We start from the raw sequence: 17889 nt of genomic DNA on the forward strand, positions 1-17889 counted from the left end.
GTTAGAAATACACAAGGAAGCGGATTATGAACGAAGACGACGCTTATAAAGAAGAAATACCTGAAAAAGAAAGGAGAAAAATATGAATGTATCCTTAACCCCGTTGATATCGCTCATCGCCGGTATTCTCATTTTAATTGTCCCGCGCCTGCTCAACTACATCGTTGCCATTTATTTGATTGTTACCGGCTTCATCGGCCTGTTTGGCGTGAGCGGGTTTCATATCCGCTAGGAAGTCTGTTTTTGTACGACAAAGTTGGACAGTGCTGCCGGCATGGTCATTTATAGGCTCAGGGAAGGAATTGCTGCACTTGCCGGAATTGTGGGAAGTACCTTTTTTAAACCAGCAAAGTATCAGTCGGATACGGTGTCAGGGATTTTGTGCACATAGTAATAGGTGATGCCGGTGGCGACGAGCACCACCCCGGTGGCAAAGATATAGAGTGGTTCGAGTTCATTGTAATCGAGAATTATAACCTTTCGGGCGATGGCCATGAGTGCCGTGGAAAGCACAATTTTTACATGGATGACGTCATCTCGGAGATAGAGAATAATGTTTTGAAAAATCTCAATGGCGATGAGAACGACCATGAACGCCCCGAAAGTTGCCAGGATGTCACCGATGGTCAATATGAACACCGGGGGTGCGATGAGCCGTTGATACAAGGTCCAGGCGACATCGATGACGCCAAATAGAATAACCGCGACCATCAGAAGACCTAAGGTCTTGAGACAGAAGTGGATGACATTTTTCAGCAGCCAGAGAAAAAAGTCATCAGTTTTGCTCACATTTTTCATTTTTCATTCTACCGGTGGTATAATAATAAACAGTGAATAAACGGTGCCCCTGCCGGTGGCCGCAGAGGCACCTGGTAAAGTGGTTTTACCGATAGTACAGGCTGGGGCTGCCCATGGTCAGCAGTGCCTTGTGCAGATTTCTCCTGAATTCCCGCCGATCCCAGATTCCCTGTATATGCCCTCGTTTCAGGGCGTTTCTGGCAGAGTGGTAGTCGGGCGGTAAGTCCGTGCCGGTGGTTTCCCGGATGACCCGGGGACCGGCGAAGCCTACCCGGCTTGATCTGATGGCGAACTGGTAGGGGGAACAGCCAAGAAAGGAGGCCACCGGTCCGGCGTAGGAGTTGTTGTCGTACACCACCAGGTACAATCCTCCTGCGTCAATATATTCGCGCACGGCCATGGTGCATTTGGGCATCTGGGTGACGCCTAAGGTACCTTCCTGGATGCGAATGCCGCCGGTTGTATGGATATAGGCGAGGAACGGGCGTTTTTTGCGTTTGGCCAGGGCACAGGCCTGGACAAATTTTTCACCTTCCGCCGAGCCCACTGTCCCGTTGCGAAAGTCGGAATAGAGCATCGCGACAATGATTTTGATGCCGTTTATCTTGGCATGAAAGGTCATGTTGCCTGAACGTCGCCCGGTCTTATCCTTGGCCTGTTGCAGTCTTTCGGTAAATCCCGTGTAATTGAGGGGATTGCCGGAGGATATATCCGTGTTGAACTGTCGTATCGAGTTGGGGTCGAAAATATTTTTCAGATACCACTGGTGCTCCAGCGGGAAATGATGGCCGCATGTCTCGCAGACACCGGCGAACCCGCCATAGAGATCGGGGATCCACAGGTCTTTGCAGCCGTATTTGTCGGCATTGGGACAGCTGACCGTACGATCCGCGTTGGCCAGAGGGCTGGTGTAGGTGTCGGTGAGTTCCAGCGGATCGACGCGGCGTGGTTTGCCTTCCGGCTGATTTGTCCCCCCGGAATAGGTGAGTAGCCGCTGTGGTCTTTCGGGATTTTTCTTGCCGAAGAGGTCGATGAAGGCGGTGATCGGTTCGGTAATCCGCTTCAACATAATCGAGCCTTCGCCCGACACGTCTTTCAGGACCTTGTTGACCTGGCGCCTATGATTTTTCATAATATCATAGCGCAGGGTATAATAGACTTTTTCAGTTTTGACCCTGGCCAGGTTGTAGAGACCTTCTTCCGCTTCGGCCTGCCCGATGAAGCCGTTTTTCCCCATGGCCAGATATTTTTTGGAGCGCAGGTCGAGAAGTCTTTTGATCTCATCTTTGCTGAGATCCCAGGCCATCTCCATCTGCAGCTCTTCCTCCGTGGCCGGTTTATGCTTTTTGCTCCTGATCTCGTAGGTGCGCAGGGCGCTGAAACTCTTGGTGGACAGGACTATTTTATCAGTTGCCCGGAGCATTTCGGCACGGAGTTTGGCGAAAAAAGCGAAGTCGTCTCTTCGTGCACCGAGCAGCGGCTCGTAGATGATCCGGTCAATGGTGCCGTTCTTCAGGTTGTCCTCTGCCGTCAATCTGAGCCGATCGGCGCAGACCTCGATCAGCTCCTTGGGAACCTTCGAACCTTCACGGATCTTCCCCTCAATGGCCGCCGCCCCTTCCGGCGATATAACCGAGTAGTAGCCATGGGAGGCCATTATCCGGTAATCGGACAGTCCGATCGCTTCGGCGCCTCCGGAGCCACCCTCGGAGATCATCGAGATCATCGGCACCCGCAGCTTGGTCATGGCATAGATATTTCTGGCGATCTGCTGGGCCGCTCCTGAGCCTTCTTCGACGGGGTAGGAGCCGGGGGTGAAGATATAAAAATGAATGGGTATCCCTTCGGTTTCCGCCACCTTCATATAGCGCAGGGCCTTCTCGTTGCCTTGAGGTTTACACGAGCCTCCGTTACGGAATTCTTCGCCATGGCCGGTTTCCTGGCCGATGACCATGACCGAGGCGGTGTAGGGTCTGTTTTTGATCCGCCTGGTGATGGTCGCTTTGGCACAGATCATAGCCGGATCGACATTGGCATCACCCTCGCCCCCGAGCTCGGTGTAATCCTCGTAGACATTTTCCAGGATGTCTTTCAGGGTGAACCGCTGGATAGACCGGACGATGCGCACCCTCTCCATCGGGGTGAGGTGTTCTTCCGCCCGTTCTTCGAGAAAACTGATCGATTCGTTGAGCTTGCGGATCTCTGCCGAAAGTTGTTCTTCTGTGTGGTCATAGATGCCGAGTTTCAGCTGGTCGCAGTTCTTTTTGAAACCGTCGAGGTTCCCCCAGTTCGAGTAATCCTTGATCTGGAGCAGGTAGTTGATCCGTTCTTCTATTTTGAGAAGCTGCTTAAGTAATTCTTTCATGTGGAAACTATTTTCTCGGATTAGAAAGCCAGCAGGCGATCCAGATTGTTTTTAAGATATTCGAGATTGGTGATAATCGGTTTGCCGCTTGCATCTGTGCCGCGGATAACCGTTTCGTCGATAAAACGGGCGGCTTTCATCTTTGCATCGTCCATCGAATCCCCCCAGACAAGCGCCAGTGCGAGGTTTGGGTCAAAATCACTGGGGATGGGGTAGGGGCGGTCGCCAGGGACATGGGAATAGACCACGGACCAGGGATGCTCCGGAAATTTGAATTCGGTGATCGTGCCGATCCACGGCGCAAAACCGCGTCGGGTATCTTCGGCGACGATGCGCAGTTCAATGGCGGCACCCTTGAATTTTACCGCACTCTGCTTGTAGCCGAGCCTGTTGCCGAGGCCGAGGCGGATCTGCTCCCGAATGAGATTCGGATGTTCCCCGCCGATATAACTGATTCTGGCGGAGATATCGTTTTCCACCTGAATACGGGTATTCACTTCAAGAAGGTAGGGTTGGCCGGATCTGCTGATGATCCACTCCCAGGTGCCGACGTTATCATATTTTACGTAATCCGCCAGGGTAAGGGAGTATTTGACGATCTGATCGAGCAGTTTCTTTTCGTCAAAATCATACTCGAAACAGGAATCATGAAAACCGGGCGCCGCTTCAACGCGCTTCTGGCGACCGGTCGACTGGATTGTGCAGTTTCTTGAACTGAAATGGATTCGTTCCCCGTATCGTGAACAGACCAGCTGCACCTCAAGGTGGTTGTAATCGCGCAGGCATTGTTCAATAAGCACCCCGCCATCGCCGAACTGCCGCTTGGCGTAGTTCTGCAATTGCCGGTAGACTCTGCGGAATTGTTCAATTTCGGTAACCTCTTCAATGCCCATGCCGCCGCCTCCGGCGGCAGCCTTGACAAGAATCGACGGGTTGTCGATTCCGGCCCGGCGCTGGTCATCAAGAAGCCCTGCGGCAATCTCTTCCGCTTCCATCTCATTATAAATCGGGGCATCTGTCCCGGGAATGGTCGGAATACCGAGTTTATTGGCGATGCGCTTGGTATTGATCTTGTCGCCCAGGTCCCGTATCACTTCCCAGTTTGGACCGATAAAGGTGAGCGGCCGATCACGGATGGTTGCACGCCGTGCAAAACGAAAATCTTCCGAGAAAAAACCGTACCCCGGATGAATGGCGGTACAGCCGGTATGATCGGCTACGGCAAAGATGTCATTGGGTTCGGTGTAACTGGTGATGCGCCAGGCGTTTTGCTCCGGACCGCTGGTGATATTGCGCCGCACATGTTCTGAATCCTTGTCCGCTTCGGTGAAGACAACGACATAGTCAAGATCAAGATCTTTGCAGGCATTCATGATCCGAATAGCTATTTCGCCACGGTTGGCTATGAGAACCTTTCCTTCCAAACTGTTCCTCGTAAAGTCTCATCCCGCGATAAACGGGATGCTTGTTGGTGATGTCCGGTAAGGGACGTATCTACCTTCGTGAAAGTATTTCCTGGAAAACAAAAAAGTATATATAAAGAGAAGGTAGTCTAGATGATGGCTTATTTGTTGTTTTTTCGTTATTTCTTGCAAATGCACGCTCAATGGAATATAGGACATCTGAAATCGACGCTACTATAGTCATGCAGTGTCGATTAGAAAAGCAAAATTATACATCTCGCACTGGTTTTACTCTGAACCACGCCACATCCGGGACGAGACGTCCCTTTCTTCTTGACAGCATAACAGTCCGTTGAACAGCTGCGATCCCGAAGATTTGTCACGAGAAGATTGATTTTTCCGCATGTGATGTTATTACTTAGGAACACTTTTATTTGTCAAAGACAGCGCCTCTCTTGTCTTGTAAAGATTTTTTTCATAACTGATGCCGGCTATAAAGACGCCGCACGACCACTCTGTACGATGAACAGCGACACAACATCTGAAGAACAGGACTCGGACCAGGAAAAGGGTTTCTTAAGGAAATTATTATCGGCGATCAATTTTCGAAAACCCGGCACAAAGGAAGATCTGGATCATGACATCCAGGAGCTTCTCGAGGAAGGGGAGGAACATGGTTTAATCTCTCAACTTGAAGAGAGGATGATCAATTCCATTCTCGAGTTTCGCGAAACCTACGCTTCGGAGATTATGACCCCGGCGGCGGAAGTTGTCTCGTTTGACGAGAGTGCGCCGATGTCGGAACTCATTGAAATCGTCATTGAAAGCGGTTTTACCCGCATCCCGGTGTATCGGGAAAATCCTGACCGGGTTATCGGCGCCATCCACGCCAAGGATCTGCTCAGACTCTGTGCCCGCCCCAATGCTGATCCGCCAAACCTTGCCGCTTATCTACGGCCGGTTTACTTTATTTCTGAAAAAAAACCGATTGTCGATCTGTTGCGCGAGTTTCAAAAGCGCAAACTGCATATGGCCATGGTCACCGATGAGTTCGGCACGGTGCGCGGCCTGATCACCCTGGAGGATATCCTGGAAGAAATTGTCGGGGAGATCGACGATGAATACGATGAGGACGAGCATATCATCGAAGTTATCGATGAGCATACCATTCAAGTGCACGCCTGGGTTGATATAGAAAAAATCGAGGATTATTTCCATATCGAATTACCCGAAGGCCCTTATGAATCCGTGGGCGGCCTGGTCATTCATCTGCTCGGACGGCTGGCGGTTACCGGTGACAGTGTTGAGATTGCCGGCTATCGATTCGAGGTGCAGAGTGCCACCCCCAGGCAGATCAAGATGATCCGCGTCGGTAAAATCCACAAGGAAGAGTAACAGTCGTGGTGCTTTCCCGCCGCAGCGCTTTTTTTTTATCTGTTCTGACCGGCCTGCTTCTCTGGTTGTCTTTCCCGGGAGGTGGTGAAGTCCGGCCACTGCTCTTTGTCGCCCTTGTCCCCTTTCTTTTCGCGGTAAGTCGTGTCGGAGTGCGGGGGGCGGTCTTTTCCGGGCTCATCTGCGGGTTTGTTCATTTTACCCTGCTTCTCTACTGGATAGTCATCGTCCTTGGCAGATATGGTGGCCTGGGCTGGTTCATTTCCTGGCCGGCATTGTTTCTACTCGCCCTGTACATGAGTCTTTATTTTGTCCTTTTTGCCTTGCCGGCCCGCTATATCCTGCTCAGTTTCCCGGCCGGCGCCGCCCTGTGGCTGCTGCCCGCTCTCTGGGTCGGTATGGACTGGCTCCGCGGTGTGCTTTTTACCGGTTTTCCCTGGATGGATCTCGGGTATGCGCTGTACCAGGTGCCGTGGCTGCTGCAGATAGCTGATCTTGTCGGCCATCACGGGGTGACCTTTGTCATTGTCTTTGTCAATACCGGCCTGCTGCTTGTCATGAAAAGACGCACCCTGCCTGGGTATCTGCTTATCCTTGTGCCATCTTTCCTCCTGCTTGGTGCTGTGGCGATGTATGGCACAACCAGATATGCCAAGGTGCAGCAGACGATTACGGCCGGTGATGTATCGCGAATTACCGTAGGCGTTGTCCAAGGGAACATTGACCAGAGTGTCAAATGGTCGCCGGCGCAGCAGCAGGCGACCGTGACAGGGTATATTGCCCAGACCGGATCGCTCTTTGTCACGGCCCGGCCATCCCTCGTCGTCTGGCCGGAGACGGCTCTGCCTTTTTATCCGCCGGCCAATGACCATATGCGACCGCTCCAGGAACTTGTCGCGGCACACGATTTCGCCCTGCTGACCGGTGCCCCCTGGTATGAAATTATCGATCGGGAGGCGAGAAAGGTCAATTTTTTTAACAGTGCCCTCCTCCTGCAGCCGGACGGATCGTTTGCCGGGAAATATTACAAAAGCCATCTTGTTCCCTTTGGCGAATATATCCCACTTAAAAAATATCTCCCGTTTCTTGCACCTCTCGTCGAGGCGGTAGGCGATTTCAGTTTCGGGACTATTGAGCAGCCTCTGCTCCGACGAGAGGCACGGGTCGGAGTACTCATCTGCTTTGAGTCTGTTTTTTCCGAGCTTTCTCGTCAATGGGTGGCGGCAGGGGCAAATGTACTGGTTAATTTGACGAATGACGCCTGGTATGGTAAGTCAAGTGCCCCGTGGCACAGCCTGGCCATGTCGGTGCTGCGGGCGGTAGAAACCAGACGCAGCCTGATACGCTCGGCAAATACCGGAATATCCGCTTTTGTTACCCCGCTGGGGACAATTACCCACCAATCCGAGCTGTTTGTCCCCTGGGCAGCGGCAACGGAGGTGGTTCTCTTGGAAGAGCTGACGATATGGGCGCGCTATGGCTATCGGTTTGCTCCTGGTTGTCTGCTCCTGGGACTTTTCGGTGGGCTGGCGGCCGGAGTGAGCAGGCGATGGCAGTGACGATGGCTCTGACGGTTCACGGGACAGAAAAAATCGGTTATACTCGGGTTATCATTTAAAGTGACTTGTCGGCAGGCTTTTCAGGCGGGCATGCTCATTGTGTTAAAATATTAAAGTCTTAAGGTAGAAATTATGGCAATTGAAACCGGTGCGGCAGTATCGAAACAGAAACTTGTTGATCTGAAAGTTCGCTTGCTCGCTCTCAAGGAGCATCTTTGACTTAGCCGCAAAGAAAGACCGGCTTGGGGAACTGGAACGGCAGACACTTGCCCCCGGTTTCTGGAATGATGCCGAAACGGCAACGGTCATTCAGAAAGAGCACGGTCAACTGCAGGAGGTTATCAACGACTGGGAGAAACGGTGGAAAGAGGCGGAGGAAACCGAGATGTTCCTCGAAATGGTCATGGAGGAAAAGGATCCCGAGCTGGAGCAGGAGATTTTTGAAAAAATTTTCACCATGGAAAAAGAGCTGGCCCTGGCCGAGCTGGAGTGCATGTTTGATGGGGAGCATGACCATAATAACGCCATCATGGCTATCCACGCCGGGGCCGGGGGAACCGAGGCGCAGGACTGGGCGGAGATCCTTATGCGCATGTATCTGCGCTGGGCGGAAATACGCGGTTTTAAAACTGATATTCTCGACTATCTGGCCGGGGACGAGGCGGGCACGAAAAGTGTGACGATCATGTTCAAGGGCAGAAACTGTTACGGCTACCTTCGTTCCGAACTGGGGATTCACCGGCTGGTGCGCATTTCACCCTTTGATGCCAGTGGGCGTCGGCACACATCCTTTGCCTCGGTGATGGTCTTACCCGAGCTGGATGATTCGATTACTGTGGAAATTGATGACAAAGATCTGCGTATTGACACCTACCGCGCCAGTGGCTCGGGGGGGCAGCATGTCAATAAAACCGATTCGGTGATCCGTCTAACCCATCTGCCGACGGGGATAGTCGTGCAGTGTCAGAATGAGCGGTCGCAGCACAGCAACAAGGCTACGGCCATGAAAATGCTGACCGCCCAACTGTATGAACTGGAAAGACAGAAGCAGGCGGAGCAGCACGAAGGCTTGTCCGGTGACAAGAAAGGGATCTCCTGGGGCAGCCAGATCAGATCGTATGTCCTCCAGCCCTATCGATTGATCAAGGATCATCGTACCGATCACGAAACCGGCAATGTCGATGCGGTGCTTGACGGCAACCTTGATCCGTTTATCAAGGCATATCTGCTTCTAGGCAAGTAAAAGATTCGGGTTTTTAAAAGGTTATCACTTTTGGTTACGCGGGAAAAAAAAGGGCCGACGCAGCAATGTATCGGCCCTTTTGTGATTTTTCGGTGCTGTTATTTCAGGACGTCGGCAGTAGGGGTGTAATCCTTATCTTTTTTTGGTCGGTTGCGGGCAGCCGGCCGCTTTGCCGCTTTTTGCGGAACGACTGAGTAATTGCGAACTGCAGCACCCGCACATGGTGCCGCCGCTTTCGTGGCACATACCGGTCAATCCGTGGCTGGTGCGGTTCTGTCTCCTCTTGCAGTAACTGATGAGCACCGCAGTGAGCAGCAGAAGAGAAAAGGTAATGGCCAGTGTCAGAATGAAAATTGTCATGTAGGAACCATAAGCACTCTGAGCTTATCCGCCAAAGTCATCGCAGTGAATATTTTCTTGTTCCACGCCAAGCCTGTCGAGCATGTCGAAAACAGCCTGGTTCATCATGGGCGGACCGCATATATAGTAATTGACATCCTCCGGCGCCGGGTGATCTTTCAGGTACTGGTCATACAGCACATTATGAATAAAGCCGGTGTGTCCGGTCCAGTTGTCCTCCGGCTGAGGGTCGGACAGCGCCAGGTGGAAGGAGAAGTTCTCGTTGTTGTCCTCAATTTTCTTGAATTGATCGGTATAAAAGACCTCCTTCAGGCTTCTGCCGCCGTACCAGAATGAGACCTTGCGCCTGGTTTTTTTCCCCTTGAAAAGGTCAAAGACATGACTGCGCAGCGGCGCCATTCCGGCACCCCCGCCGATCAGGATGATTTCTGAGTCGCTGTCATCCATGAAGAATTCGCCGAAGGGGCCGCTGATGGTCACTTCATCGCCCGGCTGGAGATTGAAGATATAGGAAGACACCTGGCCGGGGGGGAGTGCGGCCTTACCGGGTGGAGGACTGGCGATACGCACATTCAACTTGATGATGCCTTTCTCTCCCGGATAATTGGCCATGGAGTAGGCCCTGGTCACCGGATTATAGACATGGGATTTATACTGAAACATCTTGAATTTCGTCCAGTCGGCAAGAAACCGTTCGTCGATGTCAAAGTTCTGGTATTCCAGGGTATGGGGTGGAACTTCGATCTGGATAAAACCACCGGCCTTGAAGTCGACACTATCGCCTTCCGGCAGGCCGATCACCAGTTCCTTGATAAAGGTGGCGACATTGTTGTTTGAGATAACCTTGCCGTGCCATTTTTTGGCTTCAAGCATTTCCGGGGGGATTTCAATACGCAGGTCTCTTTTTACCGCCACCTGGCAGGCGAGGCGCACGCCCCGTTTGGCGTCGCGATTGTTGATCTTGCCTTTTTCCGTGGGCAGGATGGCGCCGCCGCCTTCCTTGACGATGCAGCGGCACTGGCCGCAGCTCCCCCCACCTCCACAGGCGGAGGAGAGGATAATCCCCTTTTCGGAGAGGGTGGTCAGCAGTTTCCCGCCCGGCTTGGCCTGGAAGGTCTTTTCCTCGTTAATATTGATGGTAATTTCACCGCTGGGCAGCAGGGTCCTTTTCGCGATGACGATAATGGTCACCAGCACGAACTGAATAGCCAGAAAACAGCTCACCCCGTAATATATTTCAGTCATTATCCGATACTCCCATCATTTCACCGTTTGTTCCCCTGTTGTGCCTGCCTGGACTGCAGATCCTGTCACATTTCCATTCCCGCCAATCCCATGAAGGCGATGGCCATCAGGCCGGCCGAGATAAAGGTCAGGCCAAGTCCTTTCAGGCCCGCCGGTGGATCGGCGTATTCCAGCCTTTCCCTGATGCCTCCGAGACAGACGACTGCGAGAAAAAAACCTGCGCCCGAACCGAAACCGTAGGCGACGGATTCACCAAAGGTGTAATCCCGTTCAACCATAAAGAGCGTACCGCCGAAGATGGCGCAGTTGACCGTCAAAAGGGGCAGAAAAATACCCAAGGTGTTATACAGCGCCGGGATAAACCGATCGAGGAACATTTCCAGAATCTGGACCACCGCGGCGATAATGGCGATGTAGGTGAGCAGCCCGAGAAAGCTGAGATCCAGATCCGGCTGCCCGGCCCAGGCCAGGGCCCCCGGTTTGAGGACGTAGGTGAGAATTAAATTATTGATGGGCACGGTTATCACCTGGATAAACAGCACCGCGGCGCCAAGGCCAATGGCGGTTTTCACCTGCTTGGAGATGGCCAGAAAGGTGCACATGCCGAGAAAAAAGCTGAGCGGCAGGTTCTCCAGAAAGATCGAACGGATTATTATATCGAGATAGTGGGACATCAGTCTTTCTCCTGTTGGTTGGGATCAATGGTTCGCAGGAGCCAGATCAGCAAGGCGATGAGGAAAAAAGCGCTGGCCGGCAGGACCAGAAGACCATTGCGCAGGTACCAGCCGCCGTTGGTGGTCAAGGGCAGAATTTCCATGCCGAACAGGCTTCCCGACCCGAAAAGTTCCCGAACAAAGGCCACCGACATGAGAATGAAGCCGTAACCGAGGCCGTTGCCGATGCCGTCGACAAAGCTGGCAATCGGTGGATTGGACATGGCAAAACCTTCGGCCCGGCCCATGACGATGCAGTTGGTGATGATCAGGCCGACATAGATTGACAGCTGTTTCGACAGTTCAAAATAGTAGGCCTTGAGGATCTGATCGACCAGAATGACCAGGGTGGCGATGACCATGATCTGTAAACCGATGCGCACACTGTTCGGTATCTGGAAACGGACAATGCTGATGGTCAGGCTGGAAAAGCCGACTACCAGGGTAACGCAGATCGACATGACGAAGGCCGTGGTCATCTGGCCGGTGGTCGCCAGAGCCGAGCAGATGCCGAGCACCAGCAGGGCGATCGGGTTGCGCTTAAATATGGACAGGGTGAGCAGCTCGGTTTTTGTTTCAGCCATTGGCATTTTCCTTCTTCAATTGGTCAAAAAAAGGTTTGAACCCGTGGTCGCCAAACCAGAATTCCATAAGGTTGTTGACGCCGTTGGTCGTCAGGGTTGCGCCGGAGAGTCCGTCGATCTGGTGGGAGATGGCCGGTTCCTCGTCGGCTGCCTTGCCCTTGACGAATTGCAGGGCCACCCGGCCGCTGTCGTCATAGAGCTGTTTGCCCTGCCACTGCTCCTGCCAGCGACGATTTTCAATCTCCCCGCCGAGACCGGGCGTTTCTCCATGTTCATAAAAAGACACGCCGCGGATGGTTGTCAGGTCGCTGTCGAGGGCAACATAGGCATACATGGTCGACCAGAGACCCTTGCCGCGTACCGGCAGGATGATCTGTTTGATTGTCTGCCCCTCTTTGACCAGATAGACGAGGGAATACTTTTCCTGATAGCGAATTTTGGCGATGTCCTCTTCCTTGGTTAACTGTCGGCCGGTGTCATCGGACAGGGCCGCTTTCAGCTGCTTGTACGATTCCGGGTCGATTGTCTCTTGCGGGACAAATTTTCCGCTGGCCAGCTCGACTATTCTCGTCTCGATGGGGGCAAACATCTCTGCAATGGTTTTTCCTTCTTCGAAAAGCTCGGCCGCATAGAGAATATTTTTTTGGCGGTCGAGGATCCGGTTGGTTTCCTGCAGCGGACGCAGCCCGACTGCGGCGCCGGCGACCAGAGCCGAGCAGACAAAGGCTAACACCAGCACGGAATAAAAGGGTTTAAGAGCATTTTCTTCAGCCATGTCGCAGCATCCTTCTCTTTATGTTGGCCTGGATAACAAAGTAGTCGAAAAGCGGAGCAAAGATATTACCCAGGATAATGGCCAGCATCACCCCTTCGGGGAAGGCGGGATTGGACACTCGGATCATGATGGCCAGTATCCCGACCAGCAGGCCGTACATCCACTGGCCAGGGTGCGTATGGGCGGCGGAAACCGGGTCGGTGGCCATGAAAACCAAGCCAAAAGCGAAGCCGCCGAGGACCAGATGCCAGTGGGGCGGGATTGCCCACAGGAGATTGCTGTCGCTGCCGGAGAAATAATAGAACGACGCACAGATCATGGCGCCAAGAAGGGTCGAGGCCATGACCCGCCAGGGGGCAATCCGGGTTATCAGGAGAATAGCCGCACCGATCAGACAGGCCAGAGTTGATGTCTCGCCCATGGAGCCGGAGATGGTGCCGAGAAAGGACTGGGCCCAGGTGACATTTATCGATGCCATGAGCTGGCCTGGTTGCGCCACGGCAAACTGGGCGAGGGCAGTTGCCCCGGAGACGCCGTCGACGGCGGTCCAGATCATATCACCGGTCATCTGGGCCGGATAGGCAAAGTAGATAAAGGCCCGGGAGGCCAGGGCCGGGTTTATGAAATTGCGGCCCACGCCGCCAAAGACCTCTTTGGCAAATATCAGCCCGAAACTGACCCCCACGGCCACTTGCCAGAGGGGAATGGTGGCCGGCAGAGTCAGGGTAAAGAGCAAGCCGGTGACTAAAAACGCCTCGGAAAATTCATGGCCGCGAACCAGGTTGAAAACCCCTTCCCAGAAGGAACCAACCGCCATGGTGACGATATAAATCGGCAGAAAGTAGAGGGCGCCGTGGAGAAAATTAGACAGCAGACTGGACGGATCGTAGCCGACAAGGGACATGATCGCCCCCCGCCAGCCATCCGGTCCGGCAAGGCCCATCGCCTCGATCACCATATTCGCCTGGTAGCCGGTATTCCACATGGCCATCAGGGTACAGGGCAAAAGCGATATCAGTACCGTAGTCATGATCCGCTTCAGGTCGATCGAATCCCTGATATGCGGGGCTATTTTCGTCTTTTGGTTGGAGCCGAAGAGGAAGGAATCAAAGGCTTCATAGAGGGGGTACCAGCGGGCGAGGGGGCCGTCTTTTTCAAAATATCGTCCTGCCTGCAGCATGATTTTGCTTAAGAATTTCATCTGTCGTCTATCACCTGGTTAAAATGTGTTGTCACTCGGACAGCCTCCTGAAGAATATTGCCGCATGGAGTCCTGAGATGTCTTATCCCCCGAGTTCGATGGCGCTGAGTACCTCGCGCAGCACCGGGCCGAATTCGTTTTTCCCGGGACAGACAAAGCCGCAGAGGCCGAGGTCATCCTCAATGAGTTCCAGGGCGCCGAGGGCCTTGGATTTTTCCGTGTCGCCGACCGAGAGGGACTTGAGCAGCGAGGTGGCAATAATGTCCAGAGGCATAACCTCGTCGTAGGTGCCAAGGGGATAAATAGCCCTTTTCCCCCCCCAGAGCGCGGTATTCATGGGGAAGGTCAGATTTTTCATGTACGCCGAGGCAAAAACCGGTCTGATGGAAAAACGGTCCTTGCCCGGCAGCAGCCAGTTGAAGAAAGAGCGACCGCTGGAGTCCGGGATGACCGAGACCTGATCGTGAAAGCGACCGAGAAAGGTGAAATTGCCTCGTGCCTCCCGGCCGCTGAGGACCGAGCCGGAGATCATCCGCAATTCGTCAAGAGACAGTTCCCTGCGGCACAGCTCGATCAGGGAGGCACCTGCCCTGGTTTTTATCAGTGACGGCTGAATGACTCCGGCTCCGGCCAGGGCGACGACCCGCTCGGTGAGCAGCTGACCGGTGAGAAACAGGTGGCCGATAGCGATGACATCCTGATAGCCCAGATGCCAGACCGTCTTGTTCTCGTGCACCGGATCGATGAAATGGATATGTGTCGAAGGAAGCCCGGCCGGATGAGGGCCCTGAAAGGACCAGTATGTCAGTCCGTCGACTTCTTCATATGGCTGCAGTTTTTTGGCGCCGGTGCAGTAGTGGACGGGGCCGGTGACCAGACGGCGAAGAATCTTCAGGCCGAGTTGCAGCTCCGCCTGATACGCATCGATAATGACGCCCGGGTCGGCCGCCAGCGGCGAAGAGTCCATGGCGGTAATAAATAAAGAGACCGGCTCGGAGTCGATGGCCGGAGTCTTGCCGTAGGGACGGGTGCGAAAAGCGGCCCACAGTCCGGAATTGATCAGCAGCTGGTGGATGGTCTGCGGTTCGAGCTGCTCCGGCTGTTCGGCGGGGTCGCAGAAGGTGACCGCCTCGTCACCGTCCAGGTCAATAATGATCGACTCGAATTTACGCCTGTCCCCCCTGTTGATCGAGTTCACCGTGCCGCATCCCGGTGATGTAAAGATCACGCCGGCGTTTTTTTTATCGGTAAACAGCTTCTGGCCCAGGGTGACCCGGTCTCCAGGGTTGACCAGCATGGTAGGCTTCATACCGATGTAATCATCACCGATAAGTGCCACCTGGCCAACAGGATTGCCCTGGCGAATTTTTTGCTCGGGACTGCCGGAAATGGGGATATCAAGCCCCTTTTGTAGAGAAATTGTCTGCATGTCAGCTAAAAAACCATCAGATAGTATAGTTTGGGAGTTCTTATCCGTCTTGTCCGTTGTCTCAATCAAATCCGTGCTGAAATTAAGGGCATTGGAGCCATCGTCTTCCTCAACCTTGGCGCGGCGAAATGTTTGACCAGGGAAAGTACCCTGAATAACAGGTTAATAATTATTACAGAGAGAACCATCTTTCCAGGCAAATGTAAATACTCAAAACCATTTTTCAAGGGACTCCGGGGAACAGAAGGGGCTAACAAACAGTTGAAATATTGAATATTCGTGTTACTTGTACAACAAAGCCCGTCTTTTTGGTAATTTGACCGTTATAAAGGAGATGAGACCGTATGAATGGCACCTCTCTGTATGAAAAATTAGGCCTGTTGTATCTTGGCCGCGAACTGGATATTGCCGGTAGACTTCCTTCGTCGCAGCCGCTCTTGTATAAAAACAAGAATATGACGACTCATGGCGTCATCATCGGTATGACCGGGAGCGGCAAGACCGGGCTGGGAATCGCCCTTATCGAAGAGGCGATCATGGATAATATTCCTTCGATCATCATCGATCCGAAAGGGGATATGGGCAATCTGCTGCTCACCTTTCCCCAGTGCACAGCCGAGGATTTTATCCCCTGGATCGATCCTGCCGAGGCAGCGAAAAAGGAACTGACGGTAGCGCAGTACGCGGCAAAGACCGCCGAGACCTGGAGGAACGGTCTTCACTCCTGGGACCAGGGTCCGGAGCGTATCGCCGCGCTGCGCGGTAAAACCGATATGACCATCTATACGCCGGGAAGCAGTGCCGGCGTGCCGGTTTCGGTGTTGAGCAGTTTTCTGGCTCCTGCCGAAGAAATAGTCAATGACACCGATACCCTGAACAGCCTGATCAACTCGACGACAACCAGTCTGCTTACCCTGGTTGATATTAAAGGCGATCCGCTGCAGAGCCAGGAGCATATCCTGCTCAGTTCGCTGCTCCTGCACTTCTGGCGCATGGGGCAGGATCTGACCATGGAAGCACTTATCGGTGCTGTCGTCAATCCACCCTTTGACAGGGTCGGTGTTTTTTCCCTCGATACCTTCTATCCACAGTCGCAACGTATGGCCCTGGCCATGCGCCTGAACAATATTCTTGCCGGTCCAACCTTCAGCGCCTGGACGATGGGCGAGCCTCTCGATATTCAACGGATGCTCTATACCGAGCAGGGGACGCCGCGGACGGCGATTTTTTCCATCGCCCACCTGAGTGAGGCCGAGCGGATGTTCTTTGTCACCATGCTGCTCAACCAGTTTATCGGCTGGATGCGGCGACAACAGGGCGCTTCGTCGTTAAAGGCACTGCTTTATATGGATGAGATTTTTGGTTATTTTCCGCCGATCGCCAACCCGCCATCGAAGAAACCGATGATTCTGCTGCTGAAACAGGCCCGTGCCTATGGGGTAGGGGTGGTTCTCGCCACCCAGAATCCGGTTGACCTTGATTATAAAGGGTTGTCGAATATCGGCAGCTGGTTTGTTGGGCGGCTGCAGACGCCACAGGATCAGAACCGGGTTGTCGAGGGCATCGTCGGCGCAAGTGACGCAAAACTGCAGGCGGGGCAGGTGAAAAGGCTGTTATCCGACATGAAAGGACGGCAGTTCGTGCTGAATTCGGTCCATCTTGAGGAACCGCTGCTTTTTGAGACCCGCTGGGTCATGTCGTATCTGAAAGGCCCGATGTCAAATAATGATATTAAAAGACTTATGGCCGGCAGGAAAATTGAACCAGGGCAGATATTGACGGCACCTTCGGCCGAGAAGCAGAGACCTGCTTCAGCGCAAATGTCGGCGGAAAAGATGGCTGCAGGTCTTCCGCCCCTTCTGCCCCAGGGGATCGAGCAGCTGTATCATCTGCAGAATGTCGTCAGGGAGGAGGTCCGTTTTGCGCCCTGGCTCGCCGCGGAGGCGTCGGTACGGTTTTTTAACGCCAGACGTAATATTGATGTGGTCCAGAAGATCAGTCTCCGCCTGTATCTGGACGAGTCGTTTGCTCGGCCGGATTGGCAAAGTGCGGAAACCGGATCCTATAATCTGTCAGAATGTACGCTGCATGCCCCGGCAGGCAGTTACTATTATCCCTTGCCGGCCTCTTTTGCCCAATTGAAGGATTTTCGGGCACTGAGCAAGACGTTCACTGATTATCTGTACCAGAACAGACAATTGCCGCTCCTGCGGGTGAAGGGCACCGATTTTGAGTCGTACCCTGATGAAAATCTGCGTGATTTCAAGGTTCGTTTTAATGACTCCCTGCGCCGGCAAAAAGAGGCGGGCATAGAACAATTGCGGCAAAAATATCATGTGCAGCAGGAACGTCTGGAGCAGAAACTGAACAACGCCCTCGCCCGGTTGGAAAAAGAACAAGGAGATGTGCAGATGAAAAAGACAGATTCGCTTATTTCCTTTGGCGTTGCGGTAGTCGGGGCTTTTTTCGGTCGAAAGTCTTTTTCTGCCACCAATATCGGCAGAGCAGCTACCGGAATGCGCAGTATCGGTCGAGTGGCCAAGGAAAAAAGTGATGTCCAGCGTGTTGCCCAGGATGTTGCAGAAATACAAAGCGCCCTGCAGGAGCTTGCCAGGCAGATCGAGGATAAGGTGCGTGCATTGTCCGACTCTTTTTCTATCGAGAACTACGAGATCGAGACTTTTGCTGTTAAGCCGAGGCGGTCCGATATCTTTGACGTCAGGATGGTGCTGCTCTGGGAGATGGTCGTATAGAAGGAGAAGTGCCTGCTGTCTCGAATAAAGCGCATGAAAAAGGTATAAATGGGTTTTCTTTTTCCGCAC

15 protein-coding genes are annotated in these 17889 nt (G+C 53.2%); 5 read left to right on the forward strand and 10 right to left on the reverse strand.

Annotated features, from left to right (window positions below):
• Window positions 1–82 precede the first annotated feature (82 nt).
• Window positions 83–232, forward strand: coding sequence for a DUF3096 domain-containing protein (locus ACYQ8U_RS19395; protein ID WP_459947220.1), 150 nt, complete (start codon window positions 83–85; stop codon window positions 230–232).
• A gap of 122 nt (window positions 233–354) precedes the next feature.
• On the opposite strand, the gene ACYQ8U_RS19400 is transcribed toward ACYQ8U_RS19395, so the two are convergent.
• From ACYQ8U_RS19400 to ACYQ8U_RS19410, 3 genes are all read right to left on the reverse strand, one after another.
• Entirely contained in the window at window positions 355–798 is a 444-nt protein-coding gene (locus tag ACYQ8U_RS19400; protein ID WP_459947221.1) for a phosphate-starvation-inducible PsiE family protein, read from the reverse strand.
• Between the two features lie 85 nt (window positions 799–883).
• Window positions 884–3163, reverse strand: coding sequence for a carboxyl transferase domain-containing protein (locus ACYQ8U_RS19405; protein WP_459947222.1), 2280 nt, complete (start codon window positions 3161–3163; stop codon window positions 884–886).
• A 20-nt stretch (window positions 3164–3183) separates the two neighbouring features.
• Window positions 3184–4587: a biotin carboxylase N-terminal domain-containing protein gene (locus ACYQ8U_RS19410; RefSeq protein WP_459947223.1), complete on the reverse strand. Its 1404-nt coding sequence runs from the start codon at window positions 4585–4587 to the stop codon at window positions 3184–3186.
• Between the two features lie 501 nt (window positions 4588–5088).
• On the opposite strand from ACYQ8U_RS19410, the gene ACYQ8U_RS19415 reads away from it, so the two are divergent.
• The 3 genes from ACYQ8U_RS19415 to prfB all read left to right on the forward strand — a co-directional run bounded on the left by ACYQ8U_RS19415 (window position 5089) and on the right by prfB (window position 8760).
• A complete protein-coding gene (locus tag ACYQ8U_RS19415) occupies window positions 5089–5961 on the forward strand; it encodes a hemolysin family protein (protein ID WP_459947224.1) in 873 nt (290 codons plus the stop codon).
• 5 nt (window positions 5962–5966) lie between these two features.
• Window positions 5967–7517 (forward strand): apolipoprotein N-acyltransferase, encoded by a 1551-nt coding sequence (gene lnt, locus ACYQ8U_RS19420; protein ID WP_459947225.1) that lies wholly within the window; start codon window positions 5967–5969, stop codon window positions 7515–7517.
• Between the two features lie 132 nt (window positions 7518–7649).
• Window positions 7650–8760 (forward strand): peptide chain release factor 2 gene (prfB, locus tag ACYQ8U_RS19425; protein ID WP_459947226.1). Its coding sequence is split into 2 segments (ribosomal slippage): window positions 7650–7733 and window positions 7735–8760, totalling 1110 coding nucleotides; the frame shifts between segments, so codons are not numbered across the junction.
• Between the two features lie 132 nt (window positions 8761–8892).
• Here prfB and ACYQ8U_RS19430 read toward each other — a convergent pair.
• From ACYQ8U_RS19430 to ACYQ8U_RS19460, 7 genes are all read right to left on the reverse strand, one after another.
• Complete coding sequence (locus ACYQ8U_RS19430) at window positions 8893–9120, reverse strand: hypothetical protein (RefSeq protein WP_459947227.1); 228 nt, start codon at window positions 9118–9120, stop codon at window positions 8893–8895.
• A 24-nt stretch (window positions 9121–9144) separates the two neighbouring features.
• Window positions 9145–10365 (reverse strand): NADH:ubiquinone reductase (Na(+)-transporting) subunit F, encoded by a 1221-nt coding sequence (gene nqrF, locus ACYQ8U_RS19435; protein WP_459947228.1) that lies wholly within the window; start codon window positions 10363–10365, stop codon window positions 9145–9147.
• Between the two features lie 65 nt (window positions 10366–10430).
• Window positions 10431–11039 (reverse strand): NADH:ubiquinone reductase (Na(+)-transporting) subunit E, encoded by a 609-nt coding sequence (nqrE, locus tag ACYQ8U_RS19440; protein ID WP_459947229.1) that lies wholly within the window; start codon window positions 11037–11039, stop codon window positions 10431–10433.
• Entirely contained in the window at window positions 11039–11662 is a 624-nt protein-coding gene (locus tag ACYQ8U_RS19445) for an NADH:ubiquinone reductase (Na(+)-transporting) subunit D (protein ID WP_459947230.1), read from the reverse strand. Before ACYQ8U_RS19445 ends, nqrE begins: the two co-directional genes overlap by 1 nt.
• A complete protein-coding gene (locus ACYQ8U_RS19450) occupies window positions 11655–12437 on the reverse strand; it encodes a Na(+)-translocating NADH-quinone reductase subunit C (protein ID WP_459947231.1) in 783 nt (260 codons plus the stop codon). The genes ACYQ8U_RS19445 and ACYQ8U_RS19450 overlap by 8 nt, the downstream gene beginning before the upstream one ends.
• Window positions 12430–13638: an NADH:ubiquinone reductase (Na(+)-transporting) subunit B gene (locus ACYQ8U_RS19455; protein ID WP_459947232.1), complete on the reverse strand. Its 1209-nt coding sequence runs from the start codon at window positions 13636–13638 to the stop codon at window positions 12430–12432. Before ACYQ8U_RS19455 ends, ACYQ8U_RS19450 begins: the two co-directional genes overlap by 8 nt.
• An 82-nt stretch (window positions 13639–13720) precedes the next feature.
• Window positions 13721–15067: a Na(+)-translocating NADH-quinone reductase subunit A gene (locus ACYQ8U_RS19460; protein WP_459947233.1), complete on the reverse strand. Its 1347-nt coding sequence runs from the start codon at window positions 15065–15067 to the stop codon at window positions 13721–13723.
• Window positions 15068–15411: 344 nt separating this feature from the next.
• On the opposite strand from ACYQ8U_RS19460, the gene ACYQ8U_RS19465 reads away from it, so the two are divergent.
• The gene (locus ACYQ8U_RS19465; protein WP_459947234.1) at window positions 15412–17820 is read left to right on the forward strand and encodes an ATP-binding protein; all 2409 of its coding nucleotides are present in this window, start codon (window positions 15412–15414) and stop codon (window positions 17818–17820) included.
• Window positions 17821–17889 lie beyond the last annotated feature (69 nt).

Source organism: Desulfocastanea catecholica, assembly GCF_054657295.1.

What these genes read in the sequence shown, in the direction of transcription:
- ACYQ8U_RS19395 (WP_459947220.1), top strand. Translation starts at nt 83, where the DNA reads ATGAATGTATCCTTAACCCCGTTGATATCGCTCATCGCCGGTATTCTC.
- ACYQ8U_RS19400 (WP_459947221.1), bottom strand. Translation starts at nt 798, where the DNA reads ATGAAAAATGTGAGCAAAACTGATGACTTTTTTCTCTGGCTGCTGAAA.
- ACYQ8U_RS19405 (WP_459947222.1), bottom strand. Translation starts at nt 3,163, where the DNA reads ATGAAAGAATTACTTAAGCAGCTTCTCAAAATAGAAGAACGGATCAAC.
- ACYQ8U_RS19415 (WP_459947224.1), top strand. Translation starts at nt 5,089, where the DNA reads ATGAACAGCGACACAACATCTGAAGAACAGGACTCGGACCAGGAAAAG.
- ACYQ8U_RS19430 (WP_459947227.1), bottom strand. Translation starts at nt 9,120, where the DNA reads ATGACAATTTTCATTCTGACACTGGCCATTACCTTTTCTCTTCTGCTG.
- nqrF (WP_459947228.1), bottom strand. Translation starts at nt 10,365, where the DNA reads ATGACTGAAATATATTACGGGGTGAGCTGTTTTCTGGCTATTCAGTTC.
- nqrE (WP_459947229.1), bottom strand. Translation starts at nt 11,039, where the DNA reads ATGTCCCACTATCTCGATATAATAATCCGTTCGATCTTTCTGGAGAAC.
- ACYQ8U_RS19445 (WP_459947230.1), bottom strand. Translation starts at nt 11,662, where the DNA reads ATGGCTGAAACAAAAACCGAGCTGCTCACCCTGTCCATATTTAAGCGC.
- ACYQ8U_RS19450 (WP_459947231.1), bottom strand. Translation starts at nt 12,437, where the DNA reads ATGGCTGAAGAAAATGCTCTTAAACCCTTTTATTCCGTGCTGGTGTTA.
- ACYQ8U_RS19455 (WP_459947232.1), bottom strand. Translation starts at nt 13,638, where the DNA reads ATGAAATTCTTAAGCAAAATCATGCTGCAGGCAGGACGATATTTTGAA.
- ACYQ8U_RS19460 (WP_459947233.1), bottom strand. Translation starts at nt 15,067, where the DNA reads ATGCAGACAATTTCTCTACAAAAGGGGCTTGATATCCCCATTTCCGGC.
- ACYQ8U_RS19465 (WP_459947234.1), top strand. Translation starts at nt 15,412, where the DNA reads ATGAATGGCACCTCTCTGTATGAAAAATTAGGCCTGTTGTATCTTGGC.